The organism is Terribacillus halophilus (assembly GCF_900162685.1).
GTDB classification, from domain to species: domain Bacteria; phylum Bacillota; class Bacilli; order Bacillales; family Amphibacillaceae; genus Terribacillus; species Terribacillus halophilus_A.
In genome coordinates this window covers 1,468,869-1,489,809 of the sequence record NZ_LT727828.1, presented here as the reverse complement: position 1 = coordinate 1,489,809, position 20,941 = coordinate 1,468,869, and the positions used below count along the sequence as shown (strand labels likewise).

Annotated in this window: 20 protein-coding genes and 1 pseudogene; 2 read left to right on the top strand and 19 right to left on the bottom strand. The window is 43.8% G+C overall.

All coding sequences use genetic code 11. The features are described from left to right. Positions 1-6: 6 nt before the first annotated feature. The 11 genes and pseudogenes from B1K52_RS12065 to gpr all read right to left on the bottom strand — a co-directional run bounded on the left by B1K52_RS12065 (position 7) and on the right by gpr (position 12,413). The gene (locus tag B1K52_RS12065; protein WP_077308571.1) at positions 7-753 is read right to left on the bottom strand and encodes a 16S rRNA (uracil(1498)-N(3))-methyltransferase; all 747 of its coding nucleotides are present in this window, start codon (positions 751-753) and stop codon (positions 7-9) included. 15 nt (positions 754-768) lie between these two features. Continuing rightward, positions 769-1,707, bottom strand: a complete 939-nt coding sequence (gene prmA, locus B1K52_RS12060; protein ID WP_077308569.1) for a 50S ribosomal protein L11 methyltransferase — start codon at positions 1,705-1,707, stop codon at positions 769-771. 19 nt (positions 1,708-1,726) lie between these two features. Then, the gene (gene dnaJ, locus B1K52_RS12055) at positions 1,727-2,851 is read right to left on the bottom strand and encodes a molecular chaperone DnaJ (RefSeq protein WP_077308567.1); all 1,125 of its coding nucleotides are present in this window, start codon (positions 2,849-2,851) and stop codon (positions 1,727-1,729) included. A 149-nt stretch (positions 2,852-3,000) separates the two neighbouring features. Then, complete coding sequence (dnaK, locus tag B1K52_RS12050) at positions 3,001-4,827, bottom strand: molecular chaperone DnaK (protein WP_077308565.1); 1,827 nt, start codon at positions 4,825-4,827, stop codon at positions 3,001-3,003. A 36-nt stretch (positions 4,828-4,863) separates the two neighbouring features. After that, positions 4,864-5,424 carry a nucleotide exchange factor GrpE gene (gene grpE, locus B1K52_RS12045; protein ID WP_143588880.1) on the bottom strand — a complete coding sequence of 187 codons (561 nt, stop codon included), beginning with the start codon at positions 5,422-5,424 and terminating at the stop codon, positions 4,864-4,866. 74 nt (positions 5,425-5,498) lie between these two features. Next, on the bottom strand, positions 5,499-6,527 hold the full coding sequence (hrcA, locus tag B1K52_RS12040) for a heat-inducible transcriptional repressor HrcA (protein WP_077308561.1): 1,029 nt from the start codon (positions 6,525-6,527) through the stop codon (positions 5,499-5,501). A gap of 76 nt (positions 6,528-6,603) precedes the next feature. Continuing rightward, complete coding sequence (hemW, locus tag B1K52_RS12035; RefSeq protein WP_077308559.1) at positions 6,604-7,764, bottom strand: radical SAM family heme chaperone HemW; 1,161 nt, start codon at positions 7,762-7,764, stop codon at positions 6,604-6,606. A gap of 63 nt (positions 7,765-7,827) precedes the next feature. Then, positions 7,828-9,648, bottom strand: coding sequence for a translation elongation factor 4 (gene lepA / locus B1K52_RS12030; RefSeq protein WP_077308557.1), 1,821 nt, complete (start codon positions 9,646-9,648; stop codon positions 7,828-7,830). 115 nt (positions 9,649-9,763) lie between these two features. Then, on the bottom strand, positions 9,764-10,090 hold the full coding sequence (locus B1K52_RS12025; RefSeq protein ID WP_077308555.1) for a hypothetical protein: 327 nt from the start codon (positions 10,088-10,090) through the stop codon (positions 9,764-9,766). Next, a complete protein-coding gene (gene spoIIP, locus B1K52_RS12020) occupies positions 10,087-11,271 on the bottom strand; it encodes a stage II sporulation protein P (protein ID WP_256855902.1) in 1,185 nt (394 codons plus the stop codon). The genes B1K52_RS12025 and spoIIP overlap by 4 nt, the downstream gene beginning before the upstream one ends. 85 nt (positions 11,272-11,356) lie before the next feature. Continuing rightward, positions 11,357-12,413 (bottom strand): annotated as a pseudogene (gene gpr, locus B1K52_RS12015) (GPR endopeptidase). A gap of 157 nt (positions 12,414-12,570) precedes the next feature. On the opposite strand from gpr, the gene rpsT reads away from it, so the two are divergent. After that, positions 12,571-12,837: a 30S ribosomal protein S20 gene (gene rpsT, locus B1K52_RS12010; RefSeq protein WP_077308553.1), complete on the top strand. Its 267-nt coding sequence runs from the start codon at positions 12,571-12,573 to the stop codon at positions 12,835-12,837. Positions 12,838-12,898: 61 nt separating this feature from the next. On the opposite strand, the gene holA is transcribed toward rpsT, so the two are convergent. From holA to B1K52_RS11990, 4 genes are all read right to left on the bottom strand, one after another. After that, positions 12,899-13,936 (bottom strand): DNA polymerase III subunit delta, encoded by a 1,038-nt coding sequence (holA, locus tag B1K52_RS12005; RefSeq protein WP_077308551.1) that lies wholly within the window; start codon positions 13,934-13,936, stop codon positions 12,899-12,901. A 279-nt stretch (positions 13,937-14,215) separates the two neighbouring features. After that, positions 14,216-16,468 carry a DNA internalization-related competence protein ComEC/Rec2 gene (locus B1K52_RS12000; RefSeq protein WP_077308549.1) on the bottom strand — a complete coding sequence of 751 codons (2,253 nt, stop codon included), beginning with the start codon at positions 16,466-16,468 and terminating at the stop codon, positions 14,216-14,218. Then, positions 16,465-17,040, bottom strand: a complete 576-nt coding sequence (locus B1K52_RS11995) for a ComE operon protein 2 (protein ID WP_077308547.1) — start codon at positions 17,038-17,040, stop codon at positions 16,465-16,467. Before B1K52_RS11995 ends, B1K52_RS12000 begins: the two co-directional genes overlap by 4 nt. Positions 17,041-17,106: 66 nt before the next feature. Further along, the gene (locus tag B1K52_RS11990; RefSeq protein WP_077308545.1) at positions 17,107-17,718 is read right to left on the bottom strand and encodes a ComEA family DNA-binding protein; all 612 of its coding nucleotides are present in this window, start codon (positions 17,716-17,718) and stop codon (positions 17,107-17,109) included. A 94-nt stretch (positions 17,719-17,812) separates the two neighbouring features. Between B1K52_RS11990 and comER the strand changes: the two genes are divergently transcribed. Next, positions 17,813-18,637: a late competence protein ComER gene (gene comER, locus B1K52_RS11985; protein ID WP_256855901.1), complete on the top strand. Its 825-nt coding sequence runs from the start codon at positions 17,813-17,815 to the stop codon at positions 18,635-18,637. A 52-nt stretch (positions 18,638-18,689) separates the two neighbouring features. Here comER and B1K52_RS11980 read toward each other — a convergent pair whose 3' ends face one another. Genes B1K52_RS11980 through B1K52_RS11965 form a run of 4 tightly spaced genes read right to left on the bottom strand, consistent with a single transcriptional unit; the run spans position 18,690 to position 20,932 of the window. Then, on the bottom strand, positions 18,690-19,448 hold the full coding sequence (locus B1K52_RS11980) for a class I SAM-dependent DNA methyltransferase (protein WP_077308541.1): 759 nt from the start codon (positions 19,446-19,448) through the stop codon (positions 18,690-18,692). After that, positions 19,448-19,804: a ribosome silencing factor gene (gene rsfS / locus B1K52_RS11975; protein ID WP_077308539.1), complete on the bottom strand. Its 357-nt coding sequence runs from the start codon at positions 19,802-19,804 to the stop codon at positions 19,448-19,450. Before rsfS ends, B1K52_RS11980 begins: the two co-directional genes overlap by 1 nt. Beyond that, positions 19,804-20,376: a bis(5'-nucleosyl)-tetraphosphatase (symmetrical) YqeK gene (gene yqeK, locus B1K52_RS11970; protein ID WP_077308537.1), complete on the bottom strand. Its 573-nt coding sequence runs from the start codon at positions 20,374-20,376 to the stop codon at positions 19,804-19,806. The genes rsfS and yqeK overlap by 1 nt, the downstream gene beginning before the upstream one ends. Next, positions 20,363-20,932, bottom strand: coding sequence for a nicotinate-nucleotide adenylyltransferase (locus B1K52_RS11965; protein WP_077308535.1), 570 nt, complete (start codon positions 20,930-20,932; stop codon positions 20,363-20,365). The genes yqeK and B1K52_RS11965 overlap by 14 nt, the downstream gene beginning before the upstream one ends. Positions 20,933-20,941 lie beyond the last annotated feature (9 nt).

Sequence of the window (20,941 nt, the reverse complement as noted above, 5' to 3'; positions counted from 1 at the left end):
AACACCTCATTCTTCAAAATGGTACGATAAACTAGCTAACATATACAATGGAGCAGTTTCTGTGCGTAAAATACGCGGTCCCAAACGGACAGGCAAGAAGCCTTCCTGCTTGAGCATATCTGCCTCTTTTTCACTGAATCCGCCTTCTGGTCCGACAACAACCAGTACGTTATCTGTAGAAGAAATCTGCTCAAAAACCGTACGCAGCGGATCTGCTTTCATCCCTTTAGCCGCTTCTTCATAAGCGAACAGTTTATGCTTATATGTATCGCTGCTCTGCAGCAGGGACTGAAAAGATAACACGTCGCCAATTAAAGGTATCGTTTGACGGCTGGACTGCTCTGCAGCTTCTTTGGCAATTTTCTCAAGCCTCTGGCGCTTCTTGTCCTTCTTTTTCTCATCCCATTTTACAACAGACCTGGCAGCCTGAAAAGGTACAAAACCAGCTGCGCCGAGTTCTGTACCTTTTTGCACAATCAACTCCAGCTTATCGCCTTTTGGCAAGCCTTGAGCAATCGTTACCGCAACCGGCATTTCGGTCTCCATGTCCAGCGGCTCTGTTACAGAAACCAAGACACAGTCGGCAGCAAAAGAATCAATCGTACACGTTGCCGCATGTCCGTCTGGATGGACGCAGATAATTTGATCTCCTTCATTCATACGCATAACACGAATAATGTGATGAGCATCTTGTCCTTCTAACGTAATTTTGTCGTCCTGCCAATTGGCAGCTTCTACGAAATAGCGCTGCATCCGCTCACCTCTGCCTTAATTCTTCCTTGCAATAATCGCAACCCAGTCTTCCATTTCATTTACTTCGACAATCTCGAAGCCGGCATCTAGTAACCCTTGTTTTACGTCGCCTTTCTTTTGGCTGATAATACCACTCGTAATGAACAAGCCGCCTGGTTTAATTCGTTTATATGCATCATCTGTGAACTTCAATATGATCTCAGCAAGGATGTTCGAAACAATGACATCTGCTTCAACAGCTACTCCTTCAAGCAAATTATTTGCCTTCGCAGTGATTTTGTCTGAAGTATGATTGAGTTCGGCATTAACCATTGTGCTCTTCACCGCAACATCATCCAAATCAAAAGCATGTACATGGGCGGCACCGAGTAATACGGCAGCAATACTCAAGACACCGGATCCAGAACCAACATCAATTACCGTATCTCCCTTTTGGATATAACGCTCGATGGCCTGAACACTCAATACGGTAGTCGGGTGGGTTCCTGTTCCAAATGCCATACCCGGATCAAGTTCCATGATCACTTCATCACTAGCCACAGGTGTATATTCTTCCCATGTAGGGATAATCGTAAATTTCTCAGATATTTTGACTGGTTTGTAATATTTCTTCCAAGCAGTTGACCAATCTTCCTCATCTACCTCACTTACCGTCACACGATTAGTTCCGATATCGATTTGATATTCTATCAAGTTGGTAATGGCTGCCTTGATCTCATTTACTGATTCACTTAGAAAACTATTTGTCGGCAAATATGCCTTGACGTAGATACCTTCTGTAGGATAATCAGCCGGATTTAACTCATAAATTTCTCCGAACGTTGTTTCGTAATCCTTTACCAAGTCTTCTGGATCTTGAATTACAACGCCGCTAGCACCTGCTTCATGCAAGATATTGGAGATTGGTTCAATTGCTTCGTTCGTCGTATGGATACACAGTTCCGCCCATTTCACGTACACGTCACTCCTTTTATTAAGACTCACCTTTGAATGCACGTCTCATACGTGTAAAGATGCTGTCATGCTGCTCACCAGCTGGATCATTGCCGCTAATATCATTTAGTTCACGCAGGAGTTCTTTTTGACGATCTGACAAATTGGTTGGTGTCACAACGCGGATTTTGACATGCTGATCTCCTTGACCGTATCCACGGACATTTGGCGAACCTTTGCCTTTCAAACGGAAAACACGTCCTGTTTGCGTCCCTGCAGGAACTTTCAGTTTGACTGCGCCATGGACTGTTGGCACTTCAATTTCATCACCTAGCGCAGCTTGCGCGAATGTTATCGGCATTTCACAGTAGATGTTGTCGCCTTCACGCTCATAGAATTCATGACTGCGAACTTGAATTACAACGTATAGGTCTCCTGGAGGTCCTCCGTTGACACCGGCTTCTCCTTTTCCGGATACACGAATTTGCTGGCCATCATCGATACCTGCTGGAATTTTAATGTGAATATTATTGCGCTTACGTACACGGCCAGATCCTCCGCACGTCTTACATTTATCCGGTATGATTCTACCCGTTCCGCTGCATGTATTACATACGCGTTTGTTCACGACACGGCCAAATGGCGTGTTTTGTTCCACATTAAGCTGGCCGCTTCCGTTACAGTGCGTACATGTTTTTGGCTGTGTTCCCGGTTTGGCTCCAGATCCCTCACATGTGTCACATTCTTCTTCTTTCGGAATCTCGATATCGGTTTCTTTTCCGAATATTGCTTCTTCAAATTTAAGGGTCATTGTATACTGTAAATCTGCGCCCTGACGCGGTGCATTAGGATCTTGACGACGGCCACCACCGCCGAAGAACATATCAAAGATGTCACCGAAACCGCCGAAGTCCTGTGCTCCTGCTCCGCCAAATCCTTGACTTTGCGGCCCAGCATGACCAAATTGATCGTATTGCGCCCGCTTCTGCTCATTCCCTAGTACTTCATACGCTTCTTTTGCCTCTTTGAACTTATCAGCAGCGTCATCTGCTTTGTTCACATCTGGGTGGTATTTGCGCGCAAGTTTACGATATGCTTTCTTAATTTCTTCCTTCGGTGCGTCCTTGCCGACGCCCAGCACATCGTAGTAGTCCCGCTTACTCACTGACAATCACTCTCCCGACTCTTCTTTTTGCATAAATTTTATCATACCATTAAGCATTACAGTCAGCAAACCCGCTGAACATGTAACAAGTCAAAGCCTGCTCACGAGCGGCTTTGACTTGTAGGGTGTTACATCATTTTGCTAGTAGCTTACTTCTTGTCGTCGTCTTTTACTTCTTCGAAATCAGCATCAACAACATCATCGCCTGCATTTTGACCATCTTGGTCTGCTTGCGCTTGCTGTGCTTGTGCAGCTTGCTCATACAGTTTCATGGAAAGTGCTTGTACTTGTTCAGATAGAGCATCTTTCTTCGCTGTAATCTCTTCAAGATCAGTACCTTCTAATGCTTTTTGAAGTTCTTCTTTTGCTGCTTCTGCTTTTTGTTTGTCTTCGTCAGAAACATTTTCAGCAAGATCTTTCAATGTTTTATCTGTCTGGAAGACAAGCTGATCTGCTTCGTTGCGAAGATCTACTTCTTCACGACGCTTTTTATCTTCTTCCGCGTTTTCTTCCGCTTCTCTTACCATTTTTTCTACTTCATCATCAGAAAGACCTGAAGAAGATTTAATCGTAATAGATTGTTCTTTATTTGTACCCATATCTTTCGCACGTACATTTACGATACCATTGGAATCGATATCGAAGGATACTTCGATTTGTGGTACACCGCGTGGTGCTGGCGGGATATCGGACAATTGGAAACGGCCAAGCGTTTTATTGTTTGCAGCCATCTCACGTTCACCTTGAAGTACGTGAATATCTACAGAAGGCTGATTGTCAGCTGCAGTAGAGAATGTTTGAGATGCGCTTGTTGGGATTGTTGTATTTCTTTCGATCAACTTCGTGAATACGCCGCCCATTGTTTCAATACCTAGAGAAAGTGGTGTAACGTCAAGAAGTACTACGTCTTTTACATCACCTTGCAAGACACCACCCTGGATTGCTGCACCAAGTGCAACAACTTCATCCGGGTTAACACCTTTAGAAGGCTCTTGACCAGTTTCTTTTTTGATTGCTTCTACAACTGCAGGAATACGAGTAGAACCACCAACAAGGATAACTTTATCAATTTCGCTTGCAGAAAGTTCTGCATCACGCAATGCTTGACGAGTAGGTCCCATAGTACGTTCTACTAAATCAGCAGAAAGCTCATCGAATTTCGCACGAGATAGAGAAAGTTCCAAGTGAAGCGGACCTTCTGCTCCTGCTGTGATGAACGGCAAGGAAACTTGTGTCTGTGTTACACCAGAAAGATCTTTCTTCGCTTTTTCAGCTGCATCTTTCAAGCGCTGCATTGCCATTTTATCTTTTGAAAGATCGATGCCATTTTCTTTTTTGAATTCCGCAACAAGATGATCAATAATCACTTGGTCGAAATCGTCACCGCCAAGACGGTTATCACCTGCAGTGGATACTACTTCAAACGTACCGTCACCGATGTCAAGGATGGATACGTCAAATGTACCGCCGCCAAGGTCATAAACAAGAATTGTTTGATCTTCTTCTGTGTTGATACCGTAAGCAAGTGCTGCTGCAGTAGGCTCATTAATAATACGCTCTACTTCAAGACCTGCAATTTTACCAGCATCTTTTGTAGCTTGACGCTCCGCATCGTTGAAGTATGCAGGAACTGTGACAACTGCTTTATCAACCGTATCTCCAAGATAGTCTTCTGCGAATGACTTGATATACTGCAGGATAATTGCAGAAATCTCTTGAGGTGTGTAAGATTTGCCCTCGATTTCTACTTTATAATCTGTACCCATATGACGTTTGATGGATTGGATTGTATTCGGGTTCGTAATAGCTTGTCGCTTCGCTACTTCACCGATTTGTCTTTCTCCGTTTTTAAAAGCAACAACGGATGGTGTCGTACGGTTTCCTTCCGGATTCGGAATGACGCGTGCTTCGCCACCTTCCATTACAGACACACAAGAGTTTGTTGTACCTAAGTCAATACCAATGATTTTACCCATTTTGTATTTTTCCTCCTTTTAAAGCATATGTAGTGCTTATGAATTCACTTGTACCATAGCCGGTCGAATGACGCGGTCTTTTAACTTATAGCCTTTTTGCAGTTCTTGTACAACTGTATTTGGCTCGTAATCTGCATTTTCCACCTGCATAACTGCTTGGTGCTCATGCGGATCGAAAGGCTGTCCAACTGTTTCAATAGCTTCGATTCCTTGCTTGTCGAAAGCCTCTAACAATTGACGATGTACCATGCGGATTCCATCAACAAACCCTTTGTTCGCTTCCTCATCCTGTACAGTTTGAAGAGCGCGGTCCAAGTTGTCGACAACTGGAAGCAAGGCTTCCGCTAAATCCTGTGATTTATATTTGCTGGCAGCTTCCTTTTCTTTCTGTGTACGTTTGCGGAAGTTATCATATTCCGCTTGTACGCGTAACAGACGCTTCTGGAGATCATTCCTCTCCTGTTCAATCTGTGTCAGGGCTTCGCTGCTTTCAGCGTTAGTTTCGGATTCTTCAGCTGAAGCTGCATCAATTACTTCTGCTTCTACAGCATCCTGTTCTTCGCTTTGGTTCAAATTCTCTTTTTCTTCATTTGCCATGATGGTCACCTCCTGAAACTGAAAAAGCATTGCTTATATGAAAGGCTTGCTAGTGTAGCAAGCCATATTCAACTTCATTTCTGCCAGTCTTGGTACGCACTGGCCAGTTTGTTCGATAAGACATGCATCAGCGACAGAACCCGGGAATATTCCATTCTCGTAGGCCCAAGCAGTGCAACTGTACCCATATGCACGCCGTCCGCTGAATAGCTGGCAGTCACAAAGCTGCAATCCTGCATGGCATCAAGTTTATTTTCTGTGCCGATTGCAACATGCAGACCATTTTGCTCGCCTCGAAGAAGATGGGCCAAACTCTCGCCTTCTTCCTCAATCATTGTATAAAGGGAGCGAATCTTATTTATATCTTGAAAATCAGGCTGCATCAAAATGTTTGCCTTACCTCCAAAATAAAGCTTTAGCGGCTGTTCAGAATCGATGAACGAACGCAGATATGCGAAAATCGTATCAAAGTTTTCCGTATGCTGCTTCAGCAGTTCCCGTACTTCCGTTCGCAATCTGCCAGGTACCATCATAAGCGGTACGCCAGCTAAACGGTCATTCAGGATGTTCACAACTCGTTCCATCTCGCTATGGTGCATTCCATTCGGTATACGAAAAGATTTATGCTCCACATGTCCTGTATCTGTTACTAGGAGTAAGACAGCAGTAAAATCAGATAGAGTCAGAATCTGTATGTGTTTCAGCTTCGTCTCCAGCATCTCTGGTCCCAATATGATACTTGTGTAATTGGTTAACTCAGATAAAAGCGCTGCTGATTGCTGCACAACTTCCTCCATCTCGCGCATATTAGCCGAGAATGTCTGTCTAATTGCTGACGTATCCTGCCGAGATAGATAAAACGGCGTTAGAAGATGATCCACGTAGAAACGATACCCTTTTTCGGAAGGAACCCTTCCAGAAGAGGTATGCGTCTTCTCGATCAAGCCGAGCTGTTCCAGTTCAGCCATATCATTGCGGATCGTCGCCGCACTGTAGGAAACTTCCTGCTTCGTTGAAATAGCGCGCGAACCAATTGGCTGCGCCGTTTCAATAAAGTCGTCGACAATCACTTGAAGGATACGCAGCTGTCGTTCTGTCAGCATGATCATCACCTCGATTAGCACTCTTATTTGGCGAGTGCTAAATATACATATAAGGTAACAAAGCCTAGTTAAATTGTCAATTCGAAACGCTTGCCGGTTCTTCCTCTAAAAGAAACTCTTGAAAGACGTCATTTCCGAACAAGAAACCGTCCTCCGTCATTGCAACATGCATATCATCTTCAATGAGCCAGCCCTTCGCAATAAGCCGATCCAACGCCTCGCGGTAGACATCTGTAAGTGCAATACCGTACTTATGAAGAAATGCTTCTTTACTAACTCCAGATTTTTTGCGCAGTCCGAGGAACAGTTCTTCTTCAATTCGTTCTTTCCGGCCAATAGGATCTTCATGGAGTACAGGTACACCGTTTTCGTTTGCTTGCTTTAAATAAGCAGGAAGCGGACGAATATTAATGATACGGCGTTCCGGCAAATAACCGTGCGCACCAGCGCCAAGACCATAATAAAAGTCATTGTTCCAGTAAGCAAGATTATGCTGGCTCTCTTTACCAGGAACTGCGAAGTTGCTTACTTCGTATTGCTGGCGGCCGTGCGCTTTCATTTCATCACGCAGCAGATTGTACATCTCTGCTTCTAATTCTTCTGGCGCTTTCTTCAACGTACCCTTTTTATAACGCTGATAAAAGACCGTCTTCGGCTCAATTTGCAGTGAATAAGAAGAATAATGCGGAAGATCAAACTGCAGCGCCTCTTCCACAGTATGCCCAAACTGCTCCAATGTCTGCCCCGGCAAGGCATAAATCAGATCAATACTAATATTGTCAAAACCAGCTTGCTTTAGCAAATCAAGACTCTCATAAACGTGTTTTACCCGGTGCAGCCTGCCGATTGCTTCCAAAAGTTTATCATCGAAAACCTGCACACCAAGAGAAATCCGGTCTACGCCGTAGGCTCTCAGCAGGTCGGCTTTTTCCTTTGTGAGATCACCAGGGTTGGCTTCAAACGTATATTCTTTCGCTGCATGTACATCAAATGCCTGATCGACACTCTTCAGCACATGTTCAAGCTGCCGCATATTTAAAGCCGTAGGCGTACCGCCGCCGACAAAAATAGTATTCATTTGCTTTCTATTTGGAACATAATGCTGGATTTCTTTCCGCAATGCTTCTACATAATCGTCTGCACTGTCTTCCCGGTAGAAAAACTTTGTAAAATCACAATAATGACAAAGCTGTTCACAAAACGGGATATGGATATAAGCGGATTTTACTTCGTCCATCATGATGCCTCCTTCCGCAATGACAAACCCTTGTCATGAAGGACAAGGGTTGTCTGTTTTCTATTATTCATCATCCATTTGAAGAATGGCCATAAATGCTTCCTGTGGAACTTCTACAGAACCAACCATCTTCATCCGCTTCTTACCTTCTTTTTGCTTCTCAAGCAATTTACGTTTACGTGAGATATCCCCGCCGTAACATTTGGAAAGAACGTTCTTACGTATTGCTTTAATATTTGATCGTGCCACAATCTTGTTCCCGATTGCCGCTTGCACCGGCACCTCAAACTGCTGACGAGGTATAAGCGCCTTTAGTTTCTCTACAATGGATTTACCGCGTTCAAAGGAAAAGTCTCTGTGCACGATAAAAGATAGTGCATCAATGGTATCACCATTAAGAAGAATATCCATTTTTTGGAGCTCTGATGCTTTGTAACCAATCAGTTCATAATCAAAGCTGGCATAGCCTTTTGTCTGGGACTTCAATTGATCAAAGAAGTCATAGACAATCTCTGAAAGCGGAATCTCATAGACAACGTTCACCCGAACATCATCCAAGTATTGCATGTCTTGGAAATCACCGCGTTTTTTCTGACATAGTTCCATCACAGTACCAACATAATCATTCGGCACCATAATTGTTGCTTTCACGTACGGTTCTTGTACTTCCGTACGAGATTGCGCATCCGGCATATCTGCTGGGTTGTCAACACGCAACTCACTGCCGTCAGTCATAACAACGTTATAAATAACACTTGGAGCTGTAGTAATCAGATCAATATTGAATTCACGTTCAATTCGTTCTTGAATGATTTCCATATGCAAAAGCCCAAGGAATCCGCAGCGGAAGCCAAAGCCAAGCGCTTGAGATGTTTCTGCCTCATATTGAAGCGAACTATCATTCAATTCCAATCGTTCAAGTGCTTCTCGCAAGTCATTGTAATTGCTCGCATCAACCGGGAACAATCCACAATACACCATTGGGTTCAATCTTCTATAGCCAGGCAACGCTTCGGTAGCTGGGTTATTAGCAAGCGTAATCGTATCACCCACGCGTGAGTCACCGACATTTTTGATGGAAGCCGTTAAGTAGCCAACATCACCAACTACGAGCTCGTCCTTCTTAATAGGTACTGGGTTGAAGACGCCGACTTCGTTGACTTCAAATTCCTTACCGGTCGCCATCATCTTAATTTTGTCTCCGACTTTTACAGAACCTTCTTTGATACACGTATACGCCACAACACCTCGGTAAGAGTCGTATAAAGAGTCAAAGATTAACGCCTTTAGCGGTTCTTCATCATTTCCTTGCGGCGGCGGAATTCGATCCACAATCGCCTCCAGAATCTCTTCAATTCCGATACCAGCTTTTGCTGATGCCAAAATGGCATCACTTGCATCAATACCGATAACATCTTCAATTTCCTGTTTCACACGATCTGGATCGGCACTCGGCAAATCAATCTTGTTAATAACCGGAATAATCTCTAAGTCATTGTCCATCGCCAAATAGACGTTGGCTAAGGTCTGGGCTTCAATACCTTGAGCCGCATCCACTACCAGAATGGCACCCTCACAGGCTGCCAAGCTCCGAGAAACCTCATATGTAAAATCGACATGTCCCGGTGTATCTATCAAGTGGAATATATAAGTTTCGCCGTTTTCACGTTCATACTCCAGCTGAACGGCATTCAATTTAATCGTAATGCCACGTTCTCTTTCCAAATCCATTCCATCCAAGTACTGTGCTTTCATTTCACGCGCAGTTAATGCTTTTGTTTTCTCCAGAATACGGTCAGCCAATGTAGACTTCCCGTGATCGATGTGGGCAATGATCGAGAAATTACGCACATGCTGCTGATTTCGTCTGTTCTTCTCTACCAATCAAAATCACTCCTAAATTGTCCGAAGCTGCCTGCTAAGAGGCAACCGTAACAATAACTAGCATTGATTATAGCAATTGCACCTTGTTTATTCAATGTTTTTACGCGCTTTTGCTTTAGCCAAACAAGGCGATAGAGAGCTGTTCAATCACTGTAATGATAACAGAACAGATACCAGTGAACACACTTCCAAGGCCGCTAGCCAGCTGCTGGATAATAGAACTATCTGTGTCTTCATCCGAAATAGGTGCTGTCTTTTCATTAATTTGCGCTTCATTTGATAGCTCACTCTCGGGAATGCCAATGGACGCAGAAGCGGTCAGCTGCTCGCTTTGCTGGCTGGCTGGCAGCTCAGCTTGCTGGACGTCCTCTTTTTCTATACCAATCAAAATACCGCCAAAAAACAGCGTCAGCATCGTAAGGATCGTTACAATATACTTCATTGCGCTTGCCCTCCTTGTACTTTTTCAGCATCCCAGTAATAATCTGCAAATATCTCCGCAAACAGCTCTGCCGTTCTAGTTGCTTCTTTTACAGTATTGCCAGCTCCTCCGATTTCCAAAAGTGCAGCTTTATCAGATACATCCTGGTTATACACTCCATCAACGCCCGCGCCCTGTTTTGTAATAACGCCGCGACTCAACCCGGGATATTCGGCTTCAATTTTTTCGTGCAGATCTGTCGCCAGTTTCAAGTTCTTTTCATAGTCTTTGTTTTCCGCACCAACTACAAATACTACTTTGGCATACATATCTCCGTTAATTTCCTTGGTCGTATCTTTCCGTTTCAAGCTATCCCGATGGATATCAAAAACAAAAGCAAGATCTTTATTCTCTGAAACAGCTGCTTCGACAACAGGACGCGACGCCTCGTATGATTGGTGATATGCCATACCTTTTTCATTGAGAATAGCGCCTATATCCGTCTGGTCGGCAACCGTACCAATACCGAGTTCTTCCAGCCGTTTCGCCATTGCTTCACCAGCGTCGGTTACATTAGCATTTTTGTTATAAGCTGTTTCTTGCTGCTTGGCGTCTAATGATGGCAGATAAGATTCATGATTGTGCGTATAGTAGATGAAAACGACATCTTTGTCACCTGTAGAAGGTGCCTTTTCTTCCGGTTTTGTCTCTTTCTCCTCTTCTGGTTCCTTTTCCTCCTTTGTATCGGTAGGAGGTTCTTCTTCTATAACATGATCCGGCTGGCCGGATTCTATCGGAAGGTTTGTATAGTTTGTTCCTTCACCTGCAATAACAATTTGGTTCTCATAGAGAGAGAAGCCTGGAATTTCAGACCCCAGCAGTGTTCGCGGATCATCTGGCTTTATCGTAGTCATCATCTGAAGCAAAAGATCTGCTAGTTGGATAGAAGGAGTTTCCTCTGTTTGCATACTTTGAAATACTTTATTTTCATTGCTGAGCAGATGCAGATAAATACTGCTGTCCATCTGTCTTGTCCATTCTGTGAGCGCCTGAGAGGACAGTCGATAAGCCGGACCGGCGGATGTCATTGCTGCTATCCCAGTCAGCAAAAACAAAACGGAACAAATAAGAATTAAGGTACGTTTATAAATGAACAGCACACCCGTACGTTTGCGCTGATAGCCGTTCTTCTTTTTTCCCACAAAAGAAGCTCCTCTCTTTTCGAATCTAGCTGAACTCTACTAGAATCTATGAGAGAGAAGCTGCAAGTAGAACCTCTGAAAGAAATCAGCGCGTATAATCAGAGGTATTGGTTGGATCAACCTTTTCATGCAAAGCACCGTTAATACCTGAAGCAATCACGTGTGCCATGTCAATAATAAAACCGTCTACTTCTTTCGGCGTCACCATAAGGTTATGCCCAAGCGGAGTCAATACTTCGTGAATCAGCTGCCGCTTCTCTGCTTCATTGAGACCGCCTACCATACCAAATATAGCTTGTTTTTGCTCATCACTAGGCATATCTTCTTCTGTTAGTTCCTTTTTGCCAAATCGCATCCCGGCTGGCACTAACGACTTGGATGGCTTATCTTTCTCATTCCACTCTCGCCCGAAGTGCTTAAATAAATAATCAATTGTATCGCTTGTAATTGTAACTGCATCAACTACGGTTGGGACTCCGATACTAAAAACCGGAATGCCGAGCGTTTCTTTACTCAGTTCTTTGCGTTTGTTTCCCACACCTGAACCTGGATGAATTCCCGTATCGGAAAGTTGGATTGTGCTGTTAACTCGTTCGACAGAGCGGGCCGCTAATGCATCGACTGCTATGACAAAATCAGGTTTCGTTTTTTCAATAATTCCGTGAATGAGCGTGCTTGTCTCAATGCCCGTCGTACCCATTACACCAGGCGACACAGCTGATACGGGCCTATATCCCTCAGCTACGGATTCCGGCTGCAGACGGAAAAGATGATTGGTTACCATAATTTTTTCCACAACATCCGGTCCAAGTGCATCAGGAGTCACATTGCCATTTCCTAATCCGACGATTAAACCAGTTGCGTCGGGAGCAATCTTGTTTTCTTTTAACATCTGTTCCAGTTCTTTCGCCAGCACGAGTGCAGTTTCCTGCTGCTGCTTCGTATCTTGGTTTTTTACTCCTTCGGTATAGATCGTAATATANTTCATTTACCTGCACATAATTTACGGTTATTTCATCTGTTTTTTTCTCTGTAACGGAGATACCTGCTGCCGTTCCTTGTTTCTGTTCACTGGACAAATAGAGATCCTTTGCCTCGATAGCTAAATCTGTACGTACTTGCAGCTGTTTGATCAATGTCATTCCTCCAATTTCTACAAATGTCAGCATTAGCATAAGCAGATTCGCTGCTATTCATACGAAAAGTGACATCAACAATGAAACAACTATTGAAAACATCGCCATGCTTTGGTACAATGGCTTTTGTTGTAAGATGAAATGTGCCGGAGGTGAAACAAACATGGCAAATATTAAATCAGCGGTTAAACGCATTCGTGTAAACAACGATAGCCGTCTAAGAAACCAAGCTTTGAAAAGTGACTTGCGTACTGCAGTGAAGCACGTGGAAACAGCTGTTTCCAACAACGATGCAGAAACTGCTAAAAAAGCACTTCTAACTGCTTCCAGCAAAATTGACAAAGCAGCTCAAGGTGGCGTAATCCACCGTAATAAAGCTAACCGTCAAAAGTCTAGCTTGACTAAAAGAGTCAACGCTATTGGTGCATAATAAGCTAAGAGAAACGATTCCTTCTTGGAATCGTTTTTTTAATAGGAAAAAGCCCGGATGCTTAAACCATCCGGGCTTTTTTCCGTATTGCTGCAATCTGCTGGAGCAGCAGTTCAAATGCTAAGTTCTTCTCCATGCGTCCTTGCTTTAATGCTGCATCCGTTTCAGCAGCACGTAACAAGATATGTTTTAGTTCATCTTCAGTAAAATGCGCTTCCCGCTTTAAAGCCAGTTTGATTACAAATGGATGACCTTTTATTACTTCGGCCATTTTTGCCTGATTGTATCCTTTTTGCTTGAGCAGCTTCACATGCAAGATTGTTCTGAATTGTGAAGCTAACAGCGCAATCAAAGCGATTGGCTCTTCTTTTAACTTGATTAAATCATGATAAATATAGATAGCTTTTGCTAAGTTGCCTGCCATTAAAGCATCCACTAGCTTTAAACCAGAGCTAGTTTGCTGATGGGATACGAGCGGCTCTGCCATTTCCAAAGTAACTTTCGCACCTTCGCCCGCATATAATGCAAGTTTTTCAATTTCACTTCGAAGCATAGATAGATCACTGCCTGATTCCTGTATGAGTAAATCGGTAACTGCATCCTCCAGTAAGATATTGTTATCCTTGCATAGCGTTACAATCCAATCTGATAGATCCCATTCTTTCACCGGCATACATGCGACAGCTTGTCCGTTTTTTTTAATTGTCTTGATAATTTTTTTCCGCTCATCCACTTTTTCATATGGTGCAAGCATTACAAGCGTTGTCCATTCAGCCGGCGTTTGGGCATACTGTTCCAGGCTTTCCAAACGATGATCAACAGCAGACTTGTCCGGTTTAGCTTTTAGAAAGAATGGATGATGAGCCACAATGAGTTTGTGATCACTGAAAAAGGGATATTCTTCCGCATCCGCAATTACTTCCTGGATTGGTGTTTCTTCTAAATCATACACAGATACATTCGTTCCGTCAGAAAGGGCGAATTGTTTCTCTATTTTTTCCTTTATATCCTGCATGAAATAAGATTCTGTGCCATATAGTAAGTATATAGGTGAAAAATCCTTTTTCTTGATTGCTTTTAAAGCGTCAGTATATGACATGCTCTCACTCCTACGTAAATCCTACCCTTTATCGTATCGGCAAATCGGGATTAACGCAAGATGGAACAGAGGAGAACAAAGTTTATTGCTCCCCTCCTATCTATATAAACGCTCTTGTTAACCAGCTCCGGAGGCTGTAACACGAAGCGGTATTTTTCTTACCTCTAGCTTCTCCCTATAAGGTTCACCTTATAGGTGACAACTCTTGTCAATGGAGGTAAGTACATGCCGTTACAACAATGGAGGAAGATTGTTTGCCTCGATGATATCTACCGTATCTTATGGAAGATACGGGCTAAATGTGCCTGTCTTACCTGAGAAGCTGTAGACGACTGCCCCATCCGTATCAGTACGCCAGATGCGGATGTTTTCATTTTTTAAAGCTTCCTCCACCTCTGGAGCAGGGTGACCGTACCTGTTCTTGCGACCTGCAGAAATAAGGGCTTCTTCTGGCTCCAGCTGATGCAAAAATGCCGGATCAGTTGATGTATTGCTGCCGTGGTGGCCGACTTTTACAATATCTGCACGCAAAGAGGGATAGCGCTCCATTATCTCCGCCTCTTCCTCCTTTCCTGCATCTCCCATAAACAGCCAGCTTTTTCCTCCAAGCATTGTGTACATGACAAGTGAATTTTTGTTTGGTTCTGACTTATCTGTTACAGGACCCAATAACTGGACTTCCCAGCCAGGGAGCTGCAAGAGCTCCCCAGCTTTCCAGGGGACTAGTTTTGTATCCGGATTCCATTGCTGCACGCGCCGCTTATCAAAATAGGGAGAAGTTCGCACCCAATCGACATGGAATTCCTCTGTCAGCTTTCCGATACTGCCGGTATGGTCATGATCTGCATGAGTGGCAAAAATACCATCCACTTTGGCAATCCCTCTTTGATACAAATATGGCTTTATTACTTGTTCAAAGATTTTGTCAGTCGGTTGAAAATCCATCCCTACACTGCCAGCAGCATCAATAAAGTAAACACCTCTTCGGTACGGCAATTCCACTACAAATGCATCACCTTGGCCAATATCAAGCATTGTCACATGTCCTGTATTATCTGCATAAGGCCACAGCACAGCTGCAAGCGGAATAGCCGTAAGAACAGCGCCATAGTGTACTGCCCTTTTCCGTCTACCTGCTTCCCATGCAGAACAAAATAGCACCAGAGCTGCAAAATAAAGTAAAGAAATGCCAATAGGGAGTTTTCCTGTGACCCATGGAAAGAAAGCAATTTTATCCACCAGCTGGAACAATTGAATGACTGACTCATTGAGTAATGTAAATACATAGCCAAGTTTATTTGCCGCAACTGGAAATAAAAAAAGTAAGACACTGATAAGTAAGAGAAGCGGAATCCCGAGGAAAGTGTAAAAAGGAATAGCAAACAAGTTTAGCAAACCAGACAGTGGATTTAAAAAGAAGAATTGGGAAACTTGGAGTGGAAGAATAACGAGCTGACTTAACAAGCTTGTTTCCAGCAACGCACTGACAAAGGATCCAGTGTAAATTCTTGCTGATAAAATCAATGCCAAGCTGACGAGAAAACTGAATTGAAAGCCTACATGAAAGAGGTAATTCGGATCGAAGACGAGCAGAAGCAAAAACACAATACTAATGCTATCTATAATCGGAAGTTTAATTCCTAATACTTTGAACAGCATAATCAGCATGACCATTAGCGCTGATCGCCAAACAGAAGGTTCCCCGCCAGCAAATATAGGATAGATGGCCAGAAAGCCGAAAAGGAACCAGTACGTTTTTTCCCGGGTTAGTAATTGAAGCTTTGTCAGAAGAAAGTAAAGAATTGCAGAAAATAACGCAATATGCATGCCGCTAATCGCTAAAATATGAGATAAGCTCCAGCGATTAAACAATTGAACCGTCTGCTCATCCAAGTTGCTATCTTCTCCTGCAATCATTGCTTGCACCCAAGCAGCAGTATGACTGTCCAGTATCTTATCTGCCTTTTCCAGGAATGCACTGCGAATTTTTAACGGGAACGCAACTAAAGTTGTGCCCTTACAAGAAATATCTTGCACTTCTTTTAATTCGAGTTCATAAAAAATCTGCTTTTGCTGCAAGTAGTGTTTATAATCGAATTCACCTGGATTAGTGGCAGGTTCAGGCTCGCTTAGCGTTCCCTGCAGCACACATGTTGCACCAGGTGCTAAACCAGGTAAATGATCGAGCGCGTCTTGCTTGAAATACGTTACTTGAATAAAAGATGATTGTGTTGGTGTTTTCACACGAAATGAAATATGTTTATCTGTTTCGGAAAGATGGGAGATCGTTGAAGTGAGCTGCAGTGGCTCATCAAGAGGAAAAACAGGGGGAGAATTTTGATTGAGGGTACTAATGAAGAAAAAAAGCAGACAAACTGTTGTTGAGAATAGGAATAAAATGATTGGGATTCGTTTGGTAAGTAACAACAGAGCCAGCCAACTGAATAAGCCTAACAACACTCCTGCATGCAATGTATGCGCCAGCAGCCCACCGAGGGCCGCTAACGCAACAATATGCCATTTTCCGGTCATATGTGCTCTTTATCAGGCAGCTGGTAATGATTTTGTGTTTGAACTGCAAGATCTTGGCTTTCCGGATCACCAGATTGTTTTAGCTTGTCCACAACCTTCTCCATTAAATGACGAGTTTCCTGATGGTGCGTATCTACTACCACCTCTTCTAATGCTACTTGCTGCGTATCAACTCCCGCTTCTGCAAACAACGCAATCGCATAAGGATGGTTTTTATAATCACTTGCATAATACACCGTTTTAATACCAGCTTGGATTAGTGCTTTACAGCATTGGAGGCAAGGAAAGTGTGTTACATATATTTCTGCCCCTTCCGTCGGCACTCCGAATTTAGCACATTGCAAAAGCGCGTTCATTTCCGCGTGTACAGTACGTACACAGTGTCCGTCAATTACGTAACAACCTTCATCTATGCAATGTTTACTGCCAGATACGCTGCCATTGTAGCCGCCGGCAATCATTCGTTTATCGCGGACGATGGTCGCTCCGACCATCAGCCGCTGGCAGGTGCTGCGTAAAGCGAGCAAATGACTTTGCGCCATAAAGTATTGATTCCATGCTATTCGTTCCATGGTGCTAGCCACCTTTCTATTCTAGAATAAGTGTACAATCCCCTCTCACTATCCGTCAACTAACCGTTACAGGCTTACTTGTTCTTTCATTTTCTCTAGCGATTTTTCCCCAATCCCTGATACTTCCGTCAATTGGTCGATAGAAGTAAATGGTCCATTTTCCTCGCGATAAGAAATAATCGCTTGTGCTCTTGCTTCTCCTACACCATTTATCTCCGTCAACTGCTTCGCATCTGCCTGATTGATATTGATTTTTTCGCTTGCATCAGTTGTGCCGGCAGTCTGAATTGAAGCAGCTGAAGAAGCTTCGCCAATAGCTGTCACATAAATCATTTGCTCGTCTTTTACCTTTTGTGCCAGATTAATGCTGCGCGGTTCCGCCTTTTCGGTCAGTCCTCCTGCCGCTTTAATGGCTTTTTCTACTCTGCTGCCTGGGGCCAGTTCATAAACACCCGGATTTTTCACTTCCCCTTTAATATCTACCATCACTGCCGCTTCTTCCGCTTCTGCTGGAGGAGGCTCCGCCTCCTGTGCAGCAGCAGTTGCTTGCTCCGCATCCGCTTGTGCAACTGGCTGCATCACTGTCTCTGTCTCCTGCTTTGGAATTCGACTGAATAAAAACACAGCTGCTACGGCCACCAACAAAATGAGCCAGCTATATTGTTTCAAGATTTGCATTTCCTATCTCCTCTCATATTACTTTACTAGCGAGCATAAACTGGGTAACAGCGTAATTGGGCGCAGACAGCAAAACTGCAGAGGAGGAGTTACATTGACAAAATGGGGAATAATTGGAACCGGAAATATGGGCGGTATGTTACTTGAAAGCTGGGTAACTGCAAGTGCTATTCGGGAAGAGGATATTATGGTGCTGAATCAATCAACAGAGAAAGCGGTGGCGTTAAAAAGATCCTATCCCGGTATACAAGTAGCCGATACACTCAGCACAATAGCCGATTATGCTGATTTTCTATTTGTTTGCGTAAGACCGCCGCATTTGCCGGGTGTATGTTCCGAGCTTTACTCCCTTGTACGCTCGGATCAAGTCATCGTCTCTATTACCAGCCCTTTTTCCGTAGAAGAATTAGAAGCACGCCTGCCCTCCCAAGTAGCTCGAGCAATTCCAAGCATTACAAACCGCGCCGCAGCTGGTACAACACTCTTGACTTTTGGGTCAACACTGACAAATAAGAATAAAGCTGCTCTTATTGATTTGTTCAGCAGTTATTCTGATCCTGTTTATATCCCAGAAGACATAACACGTGTTGCTTCCGATATTGTTTCATGCGGGCCAGCGTTCTTCAGCTATCTAGCACAGCGCTTTATTGAAGGGGCAGCAGAAGAAACGGAAATCTCTCGCGAACAAGCAACACAGCTCACTTCTGAAATGCTGATTGGTCTCGGCACTTTACTAGGGAAGGGGCACTATACATTGGATGAACTCATCAAGAAGGTTTGCGTGAAAGGCGGTATTACCGGAGAAGGTATCGCAGTATTAGAGAAGGAAACAGGTGATATGTTCTCTCATCTCTTCCAAGCGACGCACCGGAAATACTACGAAGAGAAAGCTGCGATTAAAAAAGGGGCGTACAAATAAATCTTTCGACAAATCCCCCTTTATTCCTGCACAAAAAAACCAGGTTGCAGCATTATGCCTCCTGGTTTTTCAAACAAGCGAAAAAGAGTCGATCCGCCTGCTCCAATTGCTCTGTTTTTTCTATATCAAAGTCACCAAATAGTCCGCAAACCTGGAATCCTGCTGATTCAAGCCACTTTTTATACGTATCTGGCAGATATGTACGCTGGTGGTGGTATTCGTCAAATCGGTCATACTTTTCTGACTCGAGTTCTTTCGTAAAGAAAGTGAGGTCATGAAATACTTCACCTTGTTCTTGTCCTGCTTCACAGAACCATGTATAGGCAAGATCCTCATGTACCTCTGCGAACAACTCCCCAGCCAAATCTTCTTCGATATGTCTTATTGTGTGTACATCAAATAGAAAGACTCCGCCTGGAGCAAGCATATCCCAAATCCGTCCGAAAGCTGCTTGTACATCTTCTGGTGACGTAATATAGTTGACCACATCAAACATACTGATAGCCGCATCTGCCTGAATGTTTTCCAACGAACGCAAATCCTGCTGCACCCAACGGACAGCTTGTTTGTCGTCCATGCTAGCAGCATAAGCAAGCATATTTTCAGATTGGTCAATTCCTGTCATCTGATAACCTGATTCTGCAAGCTGCCTGGTCACATATCCCGTACCACAGCCCAAATCTGCTACCGTTTTAATGGAAATCTTTGCGTATCGTTGAAATATTTTCTGCATAAACTGCTGCCATTCTTCATACGGTGCATCTTGCATAAGCCGCTCATAGACGGCAGCAAGCCGTTCATAAGCTGCCATTAGCTTTCCTGAGAAAATACTGGCTCCACTTGCGGTGCATCTCCCCACAGGCGTTCCAGATTATAATATCTTCTTTCATCAACGTGGAATACGTGACAAACCACGTCGCCAAGGTCAACAAGCACCCATCGAGACTGCTCCAACCCTTCCAGCCGTTTTACTTCGACGCCAGCTTCCTCGGCTTTCTCTTTAATACGTCTTGCAATCGCTTGAACTTGTCTTTCGCTCGTACCATGACAAATCATGAAATAATCAGCAATGAGGGAGACTTCTGTCATCTCCATTAGTACTACATCTTCCCCTCTTACTGCGTCTGCGGCATTTGCCGCTATTTGTGCTAAATCAATACTTTCCATTAAGCGTTACCTCCATTAGGATTTAATAAATCATTATAAGCGTGGAACGTATCCGGGTACACTTTCCGATGCAACGAGACGAGCATGTTGATCGTGTTGCGTGATGCCATCCAGCACGCTTTGTCTAAATCATCTTCACTAACCTTTCGCACTTCATCTACGCCAGGAAATGCGCGGCCAGGTTCGATGTAGTCGGCCAAAAATACAACTTTATCTAATACAGACATCCCTGCACAGCCAGTTGTGTGCACGGTTATCGCATGCAGTACATCTGGATCACTGATGCCAACTTCCCGTTCTACCATTAATGCGCCTACCGGTCCATGCCACAATTCGTGGTGGTAATCTAATAAGTCTTTCGGAAGCCGCTCTATTTCAATCCAACGCTGCATCTCTTGAAGCGGACGATATTTCGCATAGTCATGAAAAATGGCCGCTATTTCTGCTTTCTTCACATCTGCACCATACTTTTCCGCGAGCTTTATACTCGTCTCCATTACGCGAATGGTATGCTCATATCGGGGTTTTTTTAATTGCTTTTCAACGATTGCCAATGCTTTATCTCTCTGCATACAGCTCTTGCTCCTTTATCATATCAAACACTGCATTTGGGACCAGATAGCGCACAGAGGCGCCTTGTTCGATGCGAGACCGAATCATACTTGAAGAAATCTCAAGTTGGGGTATCTCGATATAGGTAACCGGGTAGACAGTCTCCAACTTATAGCCAGGTCTGCCAACACCTGCGAAGGTCACCATGTTGACTAATTCATCAATATGATGCCATGTGTGCAGGCTTTCAACCAAATCGGCACCAATGATAAAGTGAAATGCAGTATTTGGATGCTTCTCCTGTAATAGCTTTATTGTATCAAACGTATACGATTTACCTAAACGTTCTACCTCGATCGCATTCATGCGAAACCGGTGATTATCATTAATTGCAGCTTGAACCATCTGCAAACGCAGATCTGCATCGGTATTGGACTTTGCCTTATGAGGCGCTTCATAAGCTGGGATGAACCAAACTTCATCTAGTCCTAGCCGGCGCTGGACTTCTTGTGCAATAAATAGATGTCCTATATGCGGCGGATCAAATGTGCCGCCCAATAACCCGACTTTTCTCATAAGGTACTC

Bases quoted from the DNA above. Each gene is read 5' to 3' on its own strand.
- B1K52_RS12065 (WP_077308571.1), bottom strand. From the start codon at position 753: ATGCAGCGCTATTTCGTAGAAGCTGCCAATTGGCAGGACGACAAAATT.
- dnaK (WP_077308565.1), bottom strand. From the start codon at position 4,827: ATGGGTAAAATCATTGGTATTGACTTAGGTACAACAAACTCTTGTGTG.
- grpE (WP_143588880.1), bottom strand. From the start codon at position 5,424: ATGGCAAATGAAGAAAAAGAGAATTTGAACCAAAGCGAAGAACAGGAT.
- hrcA (WP_077308561.1), bottom strand. From the start codon at position 6,527: ATGCTGACAGAACGACAGCTGCGTATCCTTCAAGTGATTGTCGACGAC.
- hemW (WP_077308559.1), bottom strand. From the start codon at position 7,764: ATGGACGAAGTAAAATCCGCTTATATCCATATCCCGTTTTGTGAACAG.
- B1K52_RS12025 (WP_077308555.1), bottom strand. From the start codon at position 10,090: ATGAAGTATATTGTAACGATCCTTACGATGCTGACGCTGTTTTTTGGC.
- rpsT (WP_077308553.1), top strand. From the start codon at position 12,571: ATGGCAAATATTAAATCAGCGGTTAAACGCATTCGTGTAAACAACGAT.
- holA (WP_077308551.1), bottom strand. From the start codon at position 13,936: ATGTCATATACTGACGCTTTAAAAGCAATCAAGAAAAAGGATTTTTCA.
- B1K52_RS12000 (WP_077308549.1), bottom strand. From the start codon at position 16,468: ATGACCGGAAAATGGCATATTGTTGCGTTAGCGGCCCTCGGTGGGCTG.
- B1K52_RS11995 (WP_077308547.1), bottom strand. From the start codon at position 17,040: ATGGAACGAATAGCATGGAATCAATACTTTATGGCGCAAAGTCATTTG.
- B1K52_RS11990 (WP_077308545.1), bottom strand. From the start codon at position 17,718: ATGCAAATCTTGAAACAATATAGCTGGCTCATTTTGTTGGTGGCCGTA.
- B1K52_RS11980 (WP_077308541.1), bottom strand. From the start codon at position 19,448: ATGGCAGCTTATGAACGGCTTGCTGCCGTCTATGAGCGGCTTATGCAA.
- rsfS (WP_077308539.1), bottom strand. From the start codon at position 19,804: ATGGAAAGTATTGATTTAGCACAAATAGCGGCAAATGCCGCAGACGCA.
- yqeK (WP_077308537.1), bottom strand. From the start codon at position 20,376: ATGCAGAGAGATAAAGCATTGGCAATCGTTGAAAAGCAATTAAAAAAA.
- B1K52_RS11965 (WP_077308535.1), bottom strand. From the start codon at position 20,932: ATGAGAAAAGTCGGGTTATTGGGCGGCACATTTGATCCGCCGCATATA.